The organism is Azovibrio sp. (assembly GCF_049658005.1).
Taxonomy (GTDB): Bacteria; Pseudomonadota; Gammaproteobacteria; order Burkholderiales; family Rhodocyclaceae; genus Azovibrio.
The window spans coordinates 59251-75700 of the sequence record NZ_JBASOH010000062.1 but is presented as its reverse complement, the minus strand read 5'-3'; the positions used below and the strand labels follow the sequence as shown (position 1 = coordinate 75700).

The 16450-nt window shown below is 58.4% G+C and carries 14 protein-coding genes, 1 tRNA gene and 1 pseudogene; 4 read left to right on the top strand and 12 right to left on the bottom strand.

Annotation, left to right across the window (positions count from 1 at the left end; translation table 11 throughout):
* A partial coding sequence (ispH, locus tag WBH99_RS06770; protein ID WP_424219345.1) for a 4-hydroxy-3-methylbut-2-enyl diphosphate reductase occupies positions 1 to 641 on the top strand: 641 nt, incomplete at its 5' end.
* 105 nt (positions 642 to 746) lie between these two features.
* On the opposite strand, the gene WBH99_RS06765 is transcribed toward ispH, so the two are convergent.
* From WBH99_RS06765 to WBH99_RS06740, 6 genes are read right to left on the bottom strand one after another with little or no spacing between them, the layout of a single operon-like run.
* The gene (locus WBH99_RS06765) at positions 747 to 4361 is read right to left on the bottom strand and encodes a PilC/PilY family type IV pilus protein (RefSeq protein WP_424219344.1); all 3615 of its coding nucleotides are present in this window, start codon (positions 4359 to 4361) and stop codon (positions 747 to 749) included.
* Positions 4362 to 4370: 9 nt separating this feature from the next.
* Entirely contained in the window at positions 4371 to 5081 is a 711-nt protein-coding gene (locus WBH99_RS06760) for a pilus assembly PilX family protein (protein ID WP_424219343.1), read from the bottom strand.
* Between the two features lie 12 nt (positions 5082 to 5093).
* Positions 5094 to 6224, bottom strand: a complete 1131-nt coding sequence (locus WBH99_RS06755) for a PilW family protein (RefSeq protein ID WP_424219341.1) — start codon at positions 6222 to 6224, stop codon at positions 5094 to 5096.
* A 16-nt stretch (positions 6225 to 6240) separates the two neighbouring features.
* Positions 6241 to 6696 carry a type IV pilus modification PilV family protein gene (locus tag WBH99_RS06750; protein ID WP_424219340.1) on the bottom strand — a complete coding sequence of 152 codons (456 nt, stop codon included), beginning with the start codon at positions 6694 to 6696 and terminating at the stop codon, positions 6241 to 6243.
* A complete protein-coding gene (locus WBH99_RS06745) occupies positions 6690 to 7214 on the bottom strand; it encodes a GspH/FimT family pseudopilin (RefSeq protein ID WP_424219339.1) in 525 nt (174 codons plus the stop codon). Before WBH99_RS06745 ends, WBH99_RS06750 begins: the two co-directional genes overlap by 7 nt.
* Entirely contained in the window at positions 7211 to 7621 is a 411-nt protein-coding gene (locus WBH99_RS06740) for a type IV pilin protein (protein ID WP_424219338.1), read from the bottom strand. The genes WBH99_RS06745 and WBH99_RS06740 overlap by 4 nt, the downstream gene beginning before the upstream one ends.
* Before the next feature lie 483 nt (positions 7622 to 8104).
* Here WBH99_RS06740 and rpsT point away from each other — a divergent pair, with 483 nt between their 5' ends.
* Positions 8105 to 8374 carry a 30S ribosomal protein S20 gene (rpsT, locus tag WBH99_RS06735; RefSeq protein WP_303783955.1) on the top strand — a complete coding sequence of 90 codons (270 nt, stop codon included), beginning with the start codon at positions 8105 to 8107 and terminating at the stop codon, positions 8372 to 8374.
* Between the two features lie 137 nt (positions 8375 to 8511).
* Here the strand turns inward: rpsT and WBH99_RS06730 are convergent, their stop codons facing one another.
* Genes WBH99_RS06730 through WBH99_RS06720 form a run of 3 tightly spaced genes read right to left on the bottom strand, consistent with a single transcriptional unit; the run spans position 8512 to position 11467 of the window.
* Complete coding sequence (locus WBH99_RS06730; RefSeq protein WP_424219337.1) at positions 8512 to 9273, bottom strand: phosphoadenylyl-sulfate reductase; 762 nt, start codon at positions 9271 to 9273, stop codon at positions 8512 to 8514.
* Entirely contained in the window at positions 9270 to 9773 is a 504-nt protein-coding gene (locus tag WBH99_RS06725; protein WP_424219335.1) for a DUF934 domain-containing protein, read from the bottom strand. The genes WBH99_RS06730 and WBH99_RS06725 overlap by 4 nt, the downstream gene beginning before the upstream one ends.
* Complete coding sequence (locus WBH99_RS06720; RefSeq protein ID WP_424219334.1) at positions 9770 to 11467, bottom strand: nitrite/sulfite reductase; 1698 nt, start codon at positions 11465 to 11467, stop codon at positions 9770 to 9772. Before WBH99_RS06720 ends, WBH99_RS06725 begins: the two co-directional genes overlap by 4 nt.
* A 163-nt stretch (positions 11468 to 11630) precedes the next feature.
* Between WBH99_RS06720 and WBH99_RS06715 the strand changes: the two genes are divergently transcribed.
* Both WBH99_RS06715 and WBH99_RS06710 read left to right on the top strand, forming a co-directional pair.
* The gene (locus tag WBH99_RS06715) at positions 11631 to 12572 is read left to right on the top strand and encodes a CysB family HTH-type transcriptional regulator (RefSeq protein ID WP_424219333.1); all 942 of its coding nucleotides are present in this window, start codon (positions 11631 to 11633) and stop codon (positions 12570 to 12572) included.
* Between the two features lie 204 nt (positions 12573 to 12776).
* Positions 12777 to 13466 carry a VIT1/CCC1 transporter family protein gene (locus WBH99_RS06710; RefSeq protein ID WP_424219331.1) on the top strand — a complete coding sequence of 230 codons (690 nt, stop codon included), beginning with the start codon at positions 12777 to 12779 and terminating at the stop codon, positions 13464 to 13466.
* 73 nt (positions 13467 to 13539) lie between these two features.
* On the opposite strand, the gene WBH99_RS06705 is transcribed toward WBH99_RS06710, so the two are convergent.
* The 3 genes and pseudogenes from WBH99_RS06705 to WBH99_RS06695 form a co-directional block, all read right to left on the bottom strand.
* Positions 13540 to 13633 (bottom strand) — tRNA-Ser (locus tag WBH99_RS06705).
* Between the two features lie 121 nt (positions 13634 to 13754).
* Positions 13755 to 15266: an acetyl-CoA hydrolase/transferase family protein gene (locus WBH99_RS06700; RefSeq protein WP_424219330.1), complete on the bottom strand. Its 1512-nt coding sequence runs from the start codon at positions 15264 to 15266 to the stop codon at positions 13755 to 13757.
* 515 nt (positions 15267 to 15781) lie between these two features.
* A pseudogene (locus WBH99_RS06695) lies at positions 15782 to 16318 on the bottom strand (transposase); the annotation flags it as partial.
* Between the last annotated feature and the right edge of the window lie 132 nt (positions 16319 to 16450).

The window sequence follows — 16450 nt, the reverse complement described above, 5'->3', positions numbered from 1 at the left end:
CAACCTGTCCTCTCGTGACCAAGGTCCATGTGGAAGTAGGCAAGATGCGCACCCAGGCCCGTGAAGTCGTGATGATCGGTCATCGCGGCCACCCTGAAGTGGAAGGCACCATGGGCCAGAGCCAGGGGGGCATGTATCTGGTGGAAACGGCAGACGATGTGGCCCGCCTTGCGGTGCGGGACCCGGCCCAGCTCTCCTATGTGACCCAGACCACGCTTTCCGTGGATGACGCCAGTGTCGTCATCAACGCCCTGCGCCAGCGTTTTCCCCTCATCCAGGGACCCAAGAAGGACGACATCTGCTATGCCACCCAGAACCGCCAGGACGCGGTCAAGACCCTGGCGGAGCAGTGTGACCTGGTCATCGTGGTGGGCAGCCAGAACAGCTCCAATTCCCGGCGCCTGAAGGAGGTTGCTGCGGGAATGGGCATCGAGGCCCATCTGGTCGATTCCGCCGACGAACTCCAGGCCGACTGGCTGCAGGGCAGGCAAAGGGTGGGAGTGTCTGCCGGCGCCTCGGCTCCGGAAAATCTGGTGGCCCGTGTCGTGGAACGGCTCCGGCAGCTCGGTCAGGGTGAGGTGCTGGAGCTGCAGGGGGTGGAAGAGGATGTGAACTTCCCGCTGCCGCGGGAACTGGCTTGAAAGAAAACACCTCGCAAGGTCCGTTTTGGAACTTGGCCATTACGCTTCAGTAGTGCGATGCGGATGGCCGAAACGGCTTGCGAGGTGTTCAGGCGAGGGAGGTGCTTATTGATTGCGCGGGATCAGTTCTCGCCAGGATACCCTTCGGGATTGTTTTTGCGGTGTGCCTTGTGTTTCTCCGACCGAAAGCGTTTTGTTCGAGCCATCTGCTCCCACGCCCAGCACCTTGGGCTGTCCTGAGGCCGTAGTGAAACCGCTGATACCCACGATCAGGGTGTTGCCAAAATAAGTGGTGTTGCTGCTCGATAGTTTCCCGGTCAGTACATCGAAGACATTGAACCAACTCCGGCCTCCGGCAGAACAATCGCGTGCCGTTCCGGCATCTGGGATGTTGGAAGCTACCGCGAGCATGGTGCCCGCGAGCCAGGGATCGACGTTTACTCGCTCCCCTTCTTCAACCAGACTGGCGTACCAACCCTGCATGGCTTCCCAGTTCATTTGACCGCTGCTGCTCTCGCGCTTCGTGCCGTTTTGCGACAGGGTGACTTCCAAGAAATCGGAGTTGCCCTTGACAGAGCTGATCGTTCCCCCGAGGCTGTCTTTGATCGCATAGATGGTACGTGTCACCCGATCCGCCTTGTCTTTGACTTGCAGCCAAAGTCCGGTGCCGAAAAACGCCACACGATGGCCTCTGATGCTTGCCAGCTCAGGCATGACCGTGATGGGCTCGCCCACTCTGGCCACCAGACTCACCGACCTCGACTCCAGATCGAAGCGCCACAGGTCTCCGTTCAGATCGCCACCATAGACGGAAACCGTGGTGTTGTTGTTGCTTACCCCGTCGTCGGCGTTGACATAGGCATGTTCACGCCAGTTGTTGATCTTGGCGAGTCCCACGGGTTTGGTTGCACTGGCGGTGCCGTTGGTGGTTTTGATCCGGAACACTTCCGTACCACTGAAGAGGTCTAGGGCATACAGCACCCCTTGACCATTATCACCGCCGTTGTAGCCCGAGGTGAGCAAGGCAACCCATTGGCCGGTTTTGGGTAGTTTCGTGATCAGGGGGTTGCCGTGGGCGTATCCCATGGTGGCATCCGTAAACTCCCACAAGGCCTTGGGATTGGCGGGGTCGGTAACGTCAAGGGCGAAATAATGTTTTCCGCCCGCTCCCATTCCAGCAACCAGGATGGTGCGCCAGCTTCCGTCAAAAGCATCACTCACGGTGATTTTCCCGTCCACAAAGTAACGGTGGGCATAGCTTTTGTTGGCTAACTGATGCAGATCTGGCAGTGCCGCTGACGGCATGTAAGCCCACAGCTCGTTGCCGGTTTCGCCACTGAAGGCATGAAGGAAGCCATCATTGGCGCCGACATAAAGTACGGGTGTCCTGTTCTTTTTGGTGCTTTTGAAGTCCTGATAGTTGTTATCGGTGTAATTGAAATAGGGGGCTGCAACATGAACGGGGCCCGAGTTCACAATATCGCCTAGCACGTAACTTCTTGTGCGATAGCTCTTGTTCGTCGTCACATCGTCCTTGCCCATCAGGAAATCAAAGAGATTTTCCGCTGTCGCGCCCGGGCAATTGAGCCCTGGGTTGCTTGCGCATTGGCTCAGGCGCGCGGGGTCGAAATAGTTTTTTTCATCGGTTGTCAGATTCGAGAAGGCCAGCACTCTTTTCTTGTCTGCTCCCGAAGCGGTTTTGTTGAAGGTGTAAAGCGCCCGCGTTCCCGCTTTGGCCGGGGCTTGCAGGTTCGTGCGTGCAGACCAGACCGAGTTTTCTTCCGTGTCAGTCTCACCGGTGTCAGGGTTCATCTTCAAGGCCAGAATGTCTCCATTCCAGTCGAAGCCCTCAACACTGTAGCGGGGGAGATAAGCCAGGTTGCTCGACCCGGCTACTAGGCTGAGATTGCTGGTGGCTGCTGCCGAAGCGGCGCCTGACTGGCTGCCGATGGCGTTAAAGGCGGCTACCAGTTGCTGATAGAGCGAATCCGGTGTTGCGGCTGACAGGTACCGACCTCCCCCGTTGACCGCGGCATGCCACAGATCGTCGATTTTGTTTTCACTGGAGGCAGATGTTTTCGGCCAGACCTTGCTGCCGGCCATGATGGCGTTGTAGTCGAGCGACAAACCATCGGGGTAGTCCTTGTGGTAGACGAGTGATCCATCCACGCCCAAACCCAGGGTGTAGGTGGTCATGCGTTGCCGTGTCCTAAAACGTTCCCCCTGCTTTTCGAGCCAGTCCATCCGAAATATCTCGGTATCGGCTTTTGTCGTAGGCACTTCATCTTCCATGTCCGTCCGAATATCCCGACCAAAGAAGTAGGCAGCAATGTCTGCGAGGGTGTTGGCTTCAGCCGCTGTGCCGCTTTGAACCGCCGGGCGCTGGAAACGGGTGGTGTCATTGTCGATGTCGTTTACCAGACTACGGTCTTCCTTGTAGGGGCCAAAATTGGGGCTGCTGGATTTCTCGATTTCGGTGTTCCAATACCCGTCGGTCGAAAGCAGTGCAAAATTCTGCTGGCACGAATATTTGACGGGATCTACCCATTTGCTGGAGTCCTCGGTACTATCCATCTTGTTTGAATAATACTTTCCGGCGCGTGACAGAGCTCCGCGCAAAGGCGTCCACGAGGGTGTGCGCATGGCAAAAAGGTTGTCGTAAACTTTTTGCTTTTGGGTGACATCGAATTCCCACACTGGAACTTCGCGCGCTCGATTCCATTTGTAATCCGTGCCGGTCTGATGGGTTGCCCCCCCGCTGATGACCATCAACCCGACCCTGAGCCCGACCCCGGGTTTGGTATCGCTGACTTCGGAAAGGGCGCGTGACAAGGCGGTTTTCATCATGAGCATCCGGTAGCGGTAATAGGCATACCAGTTGGCGTAATTCTGAAGCTCCTCGGTATAACTACAAGTGGAGCCCGAACAATCGCTTCGTTCCGGGTATTTGGTATAGCTGGTGACCGAGGAGGTGATGTACACCTTCTTGAAGCTCACTGCGCTGAACTTGGGGTATTTATAAGTTTCAGTACGAGTGTTGCTGCAGACGGAATAGGATGTGGTGGTACAGAAGGGCAGGGTGCCTTCCATGACATAGTAAAATGGAGGTCCATAAAACTCGGTTCGATCATCGATAACCTTGTATTTATAAGTCGCATCCGGGTAGATATAACCTTGCCCTGCAGGGATTTTCTTGCAATTGCTGGCGAGCCAGGTCGAGTTGTAGCGCTGAGTATCATTAGGCAGGGATTTGCACCAGAATGCGTCTTCGGTCCGGTTGTTCGCGAGGTTGGTGGTCCAGTTGGAACCGTCTTGGGTATACGGCTGATAAAAATTTCCGGGGGTTGCCGAAACATTTGCATTCGGATACTCGGTGCCGTCCGGTTTCATGGGTGGACGGTAACGAATCCTTGGGTTGTAGAACTGCTTGTTGAAATCCCCGCTGTGATAAGGAACTTCCCCCTCGTTGCAGTTGGTGCGAGAGCTGTACGTGTTTTCATAAAAACTCTCCCACCGCGACCGGCAAAGCCCGCTGTCTTTTACCCAGTCTGGCGTGTAGTTTTGGTCCATACTTCCAGAGTCATCGAGGATGATCACCATATTGGGCGGGACAGGGGCGGCGCCCTCCTTTCCCAAAGGTTCGGTAGCCAGATCGAGCTTGTCTGCTGCAAGCGCATTCAACGAACAAAGCAGAAGCGCAAATGTGATTCGTGTTTTCATTTTTCCACCTCATTCATCAGACGTCGAAACGGCCACCAACGACTCGGTATAGGTTGCCGTATCCTTTGGCCCCAGTGTTCTTGCAGTGATTTTGTAAATCATGAAGTCTGCGGAATTTCTTTCTTTCGCTGCGCCAAGATCGGTCTGGTTGAAAATATCCTGGCATATCTTTGGGCAGTAACCTCCCATATTTTCATATGTCCGCCCATATTCGATGCTTCCATGCTTTTGCACATCCTGTGATTGAGCCGCGGCGCAACGGCTGGATACACACATCAAGCAAGAAAGCGTGCTACCGTTGTTGCCATCCGGGGGTTCGCCTTCGGTGTTGCACATACGCTGAATGATGTAACGAACCTGGTTGCCCACTCTGTCTTTTTCGAGTGCGAGACTGGATATTCTGCCGCCTTCCACCCAATCCGGGTCATTGTTGGGGTTTTGATCGCCCGATTTGCCATCGAAGTCAATTTCAAAGTGAGAGGCGTAATATCCTGCTGCAGGGTCATCATTCCACAGACTTTTCGGATTCTCGGATAACAACCAAGCCATTCCTGTCTGGACGGCAGCGTCCGAGGAGGCTAAGGTCATCTGTTTGAAGGAAATGTTGGTGGCTGCCAGGGTGGTCGAACGCATCGAATTGACTAGCGCAACAGCCAGGATGGCAATGGCTACTAACATGACCATGGCAATAAAAAGTGAAAAACCTCGTTGTCGATTCATTACGCCACCTCTTCAACTCTTTGCGGGATTCCAGATGTAATTTCTGAGCGGCACGATGGTTTGATAAACCCGGTATCGATAGTGCTGTTGTTCTTCCGTGAGCGCCAGGTTCTGGGTAGGTATTTCCGTACCGTTGGCGAGAGTGGTTCCTGGCCATAATTCCAAGCTCCCATTGGCCATGGTTTTTTCCGGGTCGCGCCTGTCGTTTCTGGAAACGAGTGCAAACCGTATGCCGACAACGTGCGTCCAGTTCCAGTTCGATGGTTGGGTATCCCAAGGATCCACAAACTGATCAGATTGTCCGTCTCCGTCGGTGTCGAGAATATATTGGGCACGCAAAGCGACTACACCTTCGGCGATGACCTCTTGTCCGGTGTCGGTCGGTACTGTCGATTGTCGGGTGAGTTGTTGCTGTGGGGTGACGGCGAAAATGTAATGGGCCGGGTCACCAAAAGGAATTACATCCCCCCCTGTTATAGGGATATTGGATGCAGGGGATGTGCATATGTTTAACTTGCCATTACCACTGTTGTAGGGCGACTCGTAAGTTTTTCCGTTCTTTTCGTAAGATGAGCCGAGTTGTGTTTGAAAGCTGGAGCCTACCTCTGAAGTCCGTGTTGATTGCCCCAATACACAGTCACGACCACTGATGCCATCGCAGTTTCCTGCGGCCGGCGAGGTGTCATTACCGATGTCTGGGGTGAAAAGAACAACGTCGCCTGGATTGAGGAATATTCCGTGTTCTTTATTGAGGCTGAAGGTGTTGGTCGTTGTTTCCGTTACACGCGCCGCGAGCGGTGCGCGCGAGTCGGTGGCATAGAATACGGATATTTGGTCCGAGCCTGTTACATTGTCCCTGGTGATCCGGACGGGTTCCGCCACTACTTTTCCATTTTTGAAATGTACCGTACAGCCCAGAGCAGCTGGCGTAGTGAGACCATATCCGGCCATGCGCAATTCCCTTTCTATCAGGTACGCAGCCACCATCCCGGTATTTTGCGCTTCATTAGCGGAAACCGTGGTTTTTTGCTGCTGGCTATAAACCACCAAAAAACCCGTGATGACCAGTAAAGCGAGTAAAGCGATGACGATTCCAACCATCAGCTCTACCAGTGAAAACCCTCTTTGCCTGATCTGATTCATTTTCTTTCTCCCGGATTTATTCACAGATCGTGCTCGTCATTATCCGGTTGGTGATGCTGTGCTGGTGTAGGTAAATCACACCATCATCGTTGACCTTGCAGCCACCATTTTTTTCCTTCTCTTCGGGTGAGCACCATCCCACGGTGATGCTCACTACCGCAGTGCAAGGCTGATTTTCGACCGCGACGGTCGCACCGGCATTGGGTAGTAACTCTCTTACGTTGGCAAACCACTTTTGTTTGGTTGTCGGTCCGTCGCCATCCTCACCGGCATAACTGGCGATGTTTGTCTGATCTACCATCATTTGCGAGGCGAGTTGATTGGCAAGAAAAGCGGCATCAGCCCGGTATTTTGCATCGGAAGAATCCTTGATGCTGTGGGCCTGTAAGCCAGCAACCCCTAGAACTCCGAGGGAAAATACCAGGATGGCGACGAGGGCTTCCAGTAGTACGCTGCCTTTTTCCTTTAACATGCTCCGTACCCCGTGGCATTGGGTTTGCATACATTGATACGTCCGCCTGTGCTGATTTCGACTCGGCGGATTTCCGATGTTTTTTCGCTTTTGATATCGAGCGCGCTGATACGATCGTCACCTGCCACGTCTTTGGCGGCTGCTGTACCCAGGCTGGTGAATGTGACCATGAAAGCTCCGGCCGGACTGATATCGACCGGATCGGTTGTGTTTTCCCCTTTGCGCGAGTCAATAAGGTCCCCTGCTGCACAAGTGCCATCGGCAGCTGCTTTGTCGGCAGGGCAAACATTCCAGCCTCCATCCAACATTCCGTTGGAGCTGGTGAAAGCGACAGAAACGGAAGCACTGCGTTTGAGAGCCTCCGTTCTGGCGACATTTAGGCCGGCTGCCAATGATTCGGCCTTGGCATTCAAACGTTGGTTGGCAATCCAGGCAGAAAACTCGGGCAGGGCGACCGTGGCGACAATGGCGAGAATGGCCACTACCACCATCATTTCTACCAAGGTGAATCCTTTCATCCGCATTTTCCACCCTTTTTCAATATCCAGCAGTCAGAAGAATTGCCGTAAGGGGTTTTAGAGGTTTTTCTTCCAAGTGAGTCAAGCGTGTATTCATAACCGGACATCTCTTTTTTTCCAGTTGCCGTCACGGTGTATCCATCCGCTGATGGAGCGGGGCTGCAGTTGTAATCGAAATATTTTGTATCGGACACTGGTGTGCAGGAAAAACCGGAATAGGTCCGACGATCGGCAAAATATTGCTCAGCTTTATTGGCGATGGAGGGAAGCTGGGAAGTGGCTTCCGATATCTTTCCCCTGATAACGTAGTCCTGATAGCTCGGAAGAACCACGGAGGCGAGTATGGCTACGATTGCGACCACTACCATGACTTCGATCAGGGTAAAGCCGTGACGATATCTATACATTGTCGACCTCAAGCAAATTGTTCAGCAATGCAATGCGATGTACCGCATCTTGGTTGAGCGTATGGTGTACGCGGATGTAGACCATGCTAATGACTCAAGGAACTGATGGGCAGGCCGTCTGACGGACGGTTCTCATCTTGTCATGAGTGGTTGGGGAGTGTTGTTGCCGGTCGCTTGGCGTGGGCGAAGCGGCAGAGGACGCTGGACTTGCCGAAAGGCCGGGGGGACCGGGAGATGGGGTATTGCCACCGGGGCGCAGCGCGACGAAATCCGACTCGGGCATGGGTTTGGCGTATAGGCAGCCTTGCATTCGCTCGCTCGGGCTCGCAGCCGGGCTGGGTCACATAGTTTTGACTGGGCCGGGGGGGCGACGCCGTGCTGCTTAGCACTTTTGGCGCATACGCTATCTTGCTGATGGCTCTTGCAGTTTTTTGTGGCGTTGTTTAGAATCTGGCCTTTGTTTTTACGAGCTTAGGATTTTTCATGGCCAACAGCGCACAAGCCCGCAAGCGCGCCCGTCAAGCTACCAAGCAGCGCGCCCACAATGCCAGCCTGCGTTCCACGCTGCGTACCGCGATCAAGCGTGTGCGTCAGGCAATTGCAGCCGGTGACAAGGCTGCCGCCCAGGGTGTCTTCCAGTCTTCCATGGCAGTGGTGGATCGCATTGCCGACAAGAAGATCATTCACAAGAACAAGGCTGCCCGTCACAAGAGCCGCCTGTCTGCCCAGATCAAGGCGCTGTCCGCTGCCTGATCCTGCGCTTGCTTGAAAAAACGGCACCGCAAGGTGCCGTTTTTTTTTTGAGGTGGGATGCTGTGCGCCGGATCGGCTTGTCGAGCGACGGCGGGCGCAAGTCCCGCCGCCGGTGCTGCCTGTGCCTGTCTGTGATGTCAGCCCTTGCTCACGTGCAGGCCGCATTCCTTGGAGGCGGGATCTTCCCACCACCAGCGGCCGGCACGGATGTCTTCGCCCAGACTGATGGGGCGAGTGCAGGGAGCGCAGCCGATGCTGGGGTAGAACTGGTCGTGCAGGGCGTTGTAGGGAATGTTCTGGCTGCGGATATAGGCCCAGACTTCCTTTTCGCTCCAGTCCGCCAGGGGGTTGAATTTTTCCAGGCCGTTGGCGGCGTCGAAGCTGCGGACGGGCAGTGCTTCCCGGGTGGCTGACTGCTGGGCGCGCATGCCGGTGATCCAGGCTTTTTTGCCGGCCAGCGCCCGTTGCAGCGGTTCCACCTTGCGCGCGTGGCAGCAGGCCTTGCGCAGTTCCACGGATGCGTAGAAGGCATTGATGCCGTGGGTGCGGACGTAGTTTTCCACCTGCTCGTGGCGCGGGTAGTAAACCGTCAGTCGGTAATCGTAGTGTTTTTCGGTGGCGGCCAGCAGATCGTAGGTTTCAGGCGGCAGGCGGCCGGTGTCCAGGCTGAAGATTTCGATGGGAAGCTTGTGCTTCAGGATCAGGTCGGTCAGCACCATGTCTTCGGCGCCCAGGCTGTTGGCAAAGGCGGCCGGCGAGAAGTTGCCGGCGATTTCCTCCAGCAGGGTGACGACGTCGCGGGTCTTGAGGGCGACGGACTGGAGCAGTTCGGGGGTCAGGTCCGGCCGGGTGGCGGGGTTGCCCTGGCCGGTGCCGGGGATGCGGGATGATGTGCTCATGGATTTCTCCGGCGGAACAGGGGGTTGGGTTCGTCAGTGGCGCCCTGGTAGGGGTTCTGGAAGGTGGCGAAGGCGTGCAGGGCCTTTTCGGCGTTCTTGCCTTCCTTGAGCGCCCAGGCGTCGAAGCCGACGCGCTTCATGAAGAAAAGCTGGTCATGGAGCACGTCGCCCACGGCACGCAACTCGCCCTCGAAATGGTGGCGCTCGCGCAGCAGTCGGGCGAGGGAATAGCCCCGGCCGTCGGCGAATTTCGGGAAGTGGATGGCGATGACCTGGAAATAGTGGAGGTCATCCGCCAGGGATTCCAGGTCGGCATCGGGTTCCAGCCACAGGCCGATGCGCTTGTAGCGGGAAATGATCTCGTTCCTGCGGGCCTGCCAGAGTGCCACGGGAAAGAGGATGTCCGCCTCCGGCAGGGGCTGGCTGGCCGGGTCGGCGCCGGTTTCCAGGTGTTGCCAGGTATCGGGGATGATGGCCTGGTTCTTGATGAGTGTGCTCATGCTGGCTGCTCCGTCGTGGCGGTTTTTGCCCGGCCGTGGGCCCGGTCTTCGTAGACCTTGTTCTTGAAGGGTTCGACGCCGATCCGGTCGAAGGTGTCCAGGAAGGTTTCGTCCGGATGCCGGTGGGCGAGATAGACGCCGATGATCTTTTCCACGGCGTCCGGCACGGCGGCGGCGGCGAAGGAGGGGCCGATCACCTTGCCGGTGCGGGCCTGGCTGCCCTGGCGGCCGCCCAGGGTGATCTGGTAGAACTCCGCGTCGTTCTTGTCCACGCCCAGGATGCCGATATGGCCCACGTGGTGGTGGCCGCAGGCATTCATGCACCCCGAGATGTTCAGGTCCAGGTCGCCCAGGTCGAACAGGTAGTCCAGATCCTGAAAGCGTTCCTGGATGGCGTTGGCGATGGGAATCGACTTGGCGTTGGCCAGGTCGCAGAAGTCGCCGCCGGGGCAGCAGATCATGTCGGTGAGCAGGCCGACGCTGGGCGTGGCCAGGCCCAGTTCCCTGGCGGCGAGCCAGAGCGCGTGGAGACGGCCCTGTTCCACGTCGGCCAGGATCAGGTTCTGTTCATGGGAGGAGCGGGCTTCCCCGAAGCTGAATTCGTCGGCGAGACGGGCGGCGGCTTCCATCTGTGTCGCCGTGATGTCGCCGGGAGCCTGGCCGGGGGCCTTCAGGGACAGGGTCACGGCGGCGTAGCCCGCCACCTTGTGGCCGTGGACGCAGCGGGCCACCCAGCGTGCAAAGGCGGGGTCGTCCGCTTTGCGGGCGGCGAACCCCGCGTCCTCCGGGGGCAGGCTCCGGTAGGCCGGTGCACCGAAGTGGGCCTTGACCCGGTCGTATTCTTCCCGGGTCAGGGTGGCGGGCCCGTCCTTCAGGTGCGCCCATTCGGCCTCCACCTGGCGGGCGAACTCCTCCACGCCCAGGGCCTGGACGAGGATCTTGATGCGGGCCTTGTAGGCATTGTCGCGCCGGCCATGCAGGTTGTAGACCCGCAGGATGGCTTCCAGGTAGGTGAGGATGTGCTGCCAGGGCAGGTTTTCCCGCACCACTTCGCCGCGGATCGGGGTGCGGCCGAGGCCGCCGCCGACGATGACCCGGAAACCGGGCTCGCCGGTGGCATCCAGGTTCAGGTGCAGGCCCACGTCGTGGAACCAGGTCAGGGCCCGGTCTTCCCGGGTGCCGGAAATGGCGATCTTGAACTTGCGCGGCAGGAAGGCGAATTCCGGATGGAAGGTGCTCCACTGGCGCAGGATCTCCGCCAGGGGGCGGGGGTCGATGATTTCGTCGGGAGCCACGCCGGCAAACTGGTCGGTGGTCACGTTGCGGATGCAGTTGCCCGAGGTCTGGATGGCATGCATTTCCACGTTGGCCAGGTATTCGAGGATGTCCGGGCAGTCCTCGATCCGGGGCCAGTTGAACTGGATGTTGTGGCGGGTGGTGAAGTGACCGTAGCCCTTGTCCCAGGTGCGGGCGACGTGCGCCAGCGCGCGCAGTTGGGCGCTGGAGAGCATGGCGTAGGGCACGGCGATGCGCAGCATGGGGGCATGGCGCTGCACGTAGAGGCCGTTCTGCAGGCGCAGGGGGCGGAATTCCTCGTCGGTGAGTTCGCCGCTTTGCCAGCGGGCCACTTGGTCGCGGAACTGGGCGACCCGTTCCCGCACCAGGGCGAAATCATGATTGTCGTAACGGTACATGCAGCAAACCTCAGCTGGCGATCGGGCCGGACGGGAAGGGGTTTTCTGCGTTCCGGTTGCCGATCATGAACAGGGGCGGATGGTAGCAGGGGGGCGTTTGAACTAAAAAGAATATCGGGTTACATTGTTATAACCCGATGCTATTAAAGAGGCGCTTTCTGCCATGAAACTGCAACAACTCCGTTACATCGTCGAAGTCGCCCGCCGGGGGATGAATGTTTCCGAGGCGGCGGAAGCCTTGTTTACCTCGCAGCCGGGGGTGTCCAAGCAGATCAAGCTGCTCGAAGATGAGTTGGGGGTGATGATTTTCGAGCGCAGCGGCAAGCGCTTCACTGCCATCACCGAGCCGGGAAAAGCCATCATTGAAAGTGCCGGGCGCATCTTGCGTGAAGCGGAGAATCTCCAGCGCCTGGGCAAGGATTTTTCCGGCGGCGATACGGGCACCTTGACGGTGGCCGCCACGCATACCCAGGCCCGTTATGCGCTGCCGCTGGCGGTCAAGGAGTTTGTTGCCTTGCACCCCAATGTGCAGTTGATCCTGCACCAGGGAACGCCGGCCCAGATCGCCGATTGGGTCGAGAAAGGCGATGTGGATATCGGCATTGCCACCGAGTCCCTGGACGGCCATCCGGGGCTGGTGACATTGCCGGTGCGGCAATGGAATCACTGCGTCATCGCGCCGGCCGGGCATCCCATTTTGCAACAATCCTTGATTTCGCTCGCCGAACTGGCACGCTGGCCTTTGATTACTTATGACTCGGCTTTTACGGGCCGCTCCGGCATCAATCGCGCTTTTGAACGCCAGGGATTGGAACCCCGGGTGGTGCTCACCGCCCTGGATGCCGATGTGATCAAGACCTATGTCACCCTGGGGCTGGGTTTGGGGATCATTGCGGCCCTGGCCTTTGACCGGGAGCGGGATACCGGCCTGGAAGCCCGGGCGGCAGACCATTTGTTCGAATCCAATACCACCCGTCTGGCCCTGCCCCGGGGCATTTTCCTGCGGCGCTACGAGTATGACTTCATCACCCTGTTTGCGCCTCATCTCGATAAGCGCGCCGTGGAGCGCGCGCTGCAAGGCGGAGTGGATGTCTATCAACTCTGAAGACCGGGACGGGCCAGGGAATTGACGCGGGAGCGCCGCCGCGAAAGGGGGGAGTCCGCTTGGTTGACATGCCCCAAGGCCAGGGGTCAGCATGTCGGCCCGTCGCAAGGATGAGCGGCAGGTTGCAGGCGACGGCGTGCCTTGCTCCCGCTTCTTGTCGCGTCTGAACTTGGACTTCGTTTTTTATTTCAATTGGAGCTTCGCATGAGACATGGTGAATGGCACAAGACAGATCGGATTGGCTGGCTCCGTGCTGCGGTTCTGGGTGCAAACGACGGAATCGTATCGACCGCCAGTCTGGTTCTGGGGGTGGCAGCAGCAGGGACAGACCCCCAGGCGGTCTTGGTGTCGGGGGTTGCCGGTCTTGTTGCAGGCGCGATGTCGATGGCAGCGGGCGAGTATGTATCAGTCAGTTCCCAATCTGACACGGAGCAGGCGGATCTTGCCCGGGAGCGTGCAGAGCTGGCCAGTGCGCCCGAACAGGAGCAAGCGGAATTGGCTGAGATATATGTCAGGCGTGGGCTGGATCCAGAACTCGCCAGCGCGGTAGCGATTCAGCTCATGGAGCACGACGCGCTAGGGGCGCATGCCCGCGATGAACTCGGTATTTCAGAAATATCGACGGCCCGCCCGGTTCAGGCTGCGTTTGCGTCTGCCGGTACATTCTCGGTCGGCGCCAGCCTTCCCCTCCTCGTCGTCCTGCTGTTGCCGGCGGCCTCGCTCATGTGGACCGTGCCGGTCAGCTCGCTCTTGTTCCTCGCGTTACTGGGCTCATTGGCAGCCAAAGCCGGCGGCGCGCCGGTGCTCGTCGCTGCCTGGCGAGTCACTTTCTGGGGTGCCCTGGCAATGGCCTTGACCGCGGGAGTCGGTGCGCTGTTCGGGGTGGCGACCTGATCTACCGACCGCAGTTGACCAACGGCTAAAAAAGCAAAAGCCCCGTCTGGCGGGGCTTTCGAGGGTGTTCCTGTGGCGGAGACGGAGGGATTCGAACCCTCGATGCACGTTTTAGCGCGCATGCTCCCTTAGCAGGGGAGTGCCTTCGACCTCTCGGCCACGTCTCCACAGGAGGCGCGAATCATAATGGTTTCGCGGCCTCCGGTCAAACCTTGTCGACAGTGCCGCCCCGTCTGTCATTCCGGCTTGCGCGGGGGTGACAGATTGATCCGCGTTTTTCCTGATGGCTTACATCTGGCCCTCCCTGAGGTAGCGCAGGTGCCAGGACAGGGCTTCTTCGAGCAGGTGCGGCGTCTGCTTGCCGGGGGAGTGGTCGAGGGCGCGCTTGTAGTAATCCATCAGGGCCGGCTTGAAGTGGGGGTGGGCGCAGTTCTCGATGATCACCTTGGCGCGTTGCTTGGGTGACAGGCCGCGCAGGTCGGCGAGGCCCTGTTCGGTGACCAGTACCTGCACGTCGTGCTCGGTGTGGTCTACATGGGAGGCCATGGGCACGATGCTGGAAATGGCGCCGCCCTTGGCCTGGGAAGGGGTCATGAAGATGCAGAGGTAGGCGTTGCGGGCAAAGTCGCCGGAACCGCCGATGCCGTTCATGATCCGGGTGCCCATCACATGGGTGGAGTTGATGTTGCCGTAGATGTCGGCTTCGATGATGCCGTTCATGGCAATCACGCCCAGGCGGCGGATGATTTCCGGGTGGTTCGAGATTTCCTGGGGGCGCAGGATGATGCTGTCCTTGTAGCGCTCCAGGTCCGCGTTCAGTTCGGTGAGGGCGCCGGGGGAGAGGGAGAAGGCAGTGGCCGAGGCGCAGGTGAGTTTGCCGGATTTGATCATGTCGAGCATGCCGTCCTGCAGCACTTCGGTGTAGGCCGTCAGGTTCTCGAAGGCGCCCTGGTTGAGATCGGCCAGCACGGCGTTGGCAATGTTGCCGACGCCGGATTGCAGGGGCAGCAGTTCCCGGGGCAGGCGGCCCACCTTCACTTCGTGCTCAAGGAATTCCAGGATGTGGCCCGCGATCTTGCGGGAACCTTCGTCAGGTGCGGCAAAGGCCGAGTTGCGGTCGGCCTGGTGGGTTTCCACCACGGCAATGACCTTGTCCGGGTCCACCTTCAGGTAGGGCTCACCGATCCGGTCGCAGGTCTTGATCAGGGGGATGGGCTGGCGAAAGGGAGGGAGCTGGGTGCCATAGTAGATGTCGTGCATGCCTTCCAGGGCCGGGTTCTGCCAGGTATTGACTTCCAGGATCACTTTTTCGGCCTGGTCCAGCCAGGTCTTGTTGTTGCCGACCGAGGAGGAAGGGATCAGGCGTCCATCCTCGGTGATGCCGGCCACTTCCACCACGGCCATGTCGAGTTTGCCGAGGAAACCGAACCAGACGAACTGGGCCACATGAGAGAGGTGGATGTCGATGTATTCCATCTCGCCGGCATTGATGCGTTTGCGGCAGGTGGGGTCGGACTGATAGGGCAGGCGCATCTCGACGCCATCGACCATGGCCAGGGCCCCGTCCAGTTCCGGGGCGGTGGAGGCGCCGGTCCACACCCCGATCTTGAACTTCTTGCCGTGCAGGTTGGCATCCATGATGCGCTTGGCCAGGGCGGCAGGTACTACCTTGGGATAGCCGGCGCCGGTGAAGCCGCTCATGCCGACATTGACGCCGGAGGGGATCAGCGTGGCGGCTTCTTCCGCCGACATGATCTTGCTGCGCAGGTGGGCGTTGTGGATGCGATTGCTGTGGGACATGGGAAAATTCCTGTAGGTTGAAGAATGGCCGCATCCTGCTGACCTTGTTTATTTGTTTAACTTTTTTTGTTTAAAAAATCCATTTTTTACAACAACTTGATGTATTTTTCCGCCGGGTTGCAGGGTTTTGGCCGTAAAAGTTTAACCTGAATCGCTTGCCATCCGGTGTGATCGTGCGGGTGAAGTTCGAGACGCAACTTGCCCGAGTCCAAAATAGCCTTCAGGGGGGCAGGTCGGTCCCGAGGTTCCCCTGCCGGGTCGCGGTTGAAGACTTCCTGGCTAATCTCATGGATCGTCTTCAACCCACGCCAGGCCACCAAACCCACCCTGGCCTTGAACTCAGGACGGTGAACCTTTCGCTTCCTCTCTTTACCCGGCATCGCCTTCCTCATGACAGCGCACGAATTGAACCGCTGTCTTGAAAACGGGGCCAGCATAGGTCACGCACCGTTGAAGCGCGCAGCCTGCAGCGCTTCGCGCTGGGCCTTGAGTTGTTCGAGGGTCATGGACAACACCACCGGTTCGACCGTCTGCTTTTTAAGCGCGTAGGTCGCGCGACCTGGCTTGGTCTTGAGCGCGTGCCGCATCTGTTCGACGTGACAGGCCGGCTCGGTGAGCGGTGCCGGTTCTTCGAAGCGCTCCCGCCAATCCGGGTGGTGCTCGTCGCGACCGACCGCAATCAGCGGGGTGATCTGGGCGGCTTTGCATATTTCGACATGCCTGCCACTGAAGAAACCTGTATCGGCCAGCAGCTGTTGGGGAGAATTCAGGCCTTCGGGGAGCGCCTGCAGCTGGGCCACCATGGGTTCGACCTGCGCCTTGTCGTTGCCCGCTTGCGTCATGTGGGCGGCGAGCACCAGCATCGTTTCGGTATCGACCGCCGCCTGGGTGTTGTAGCTCTGCTCGAAGCCACCGCCAGTCACCTTCATGATGCGCGATTCCTCATCGGTCAGATTGACCTGATCCGCGGCGCGTGGGGTGGCATCGGGCGCCTTGGGTTCCCGCCCTCCGGGTTTCTTGCCGGTCTTGGCTTTCTTCGCGGCGCGCGTCGCTGAACTCCTTGCCAAAGCGCTTGCGGAAGGTGGCCAGGGTGTCGTGGTCGGGATGACGGTTGCAAGCGATATGACGAAAGGCCAGCTAGCAGGCCAATCCGCTTGCGTCCTTGGGCAATGATCAGCCGCAGA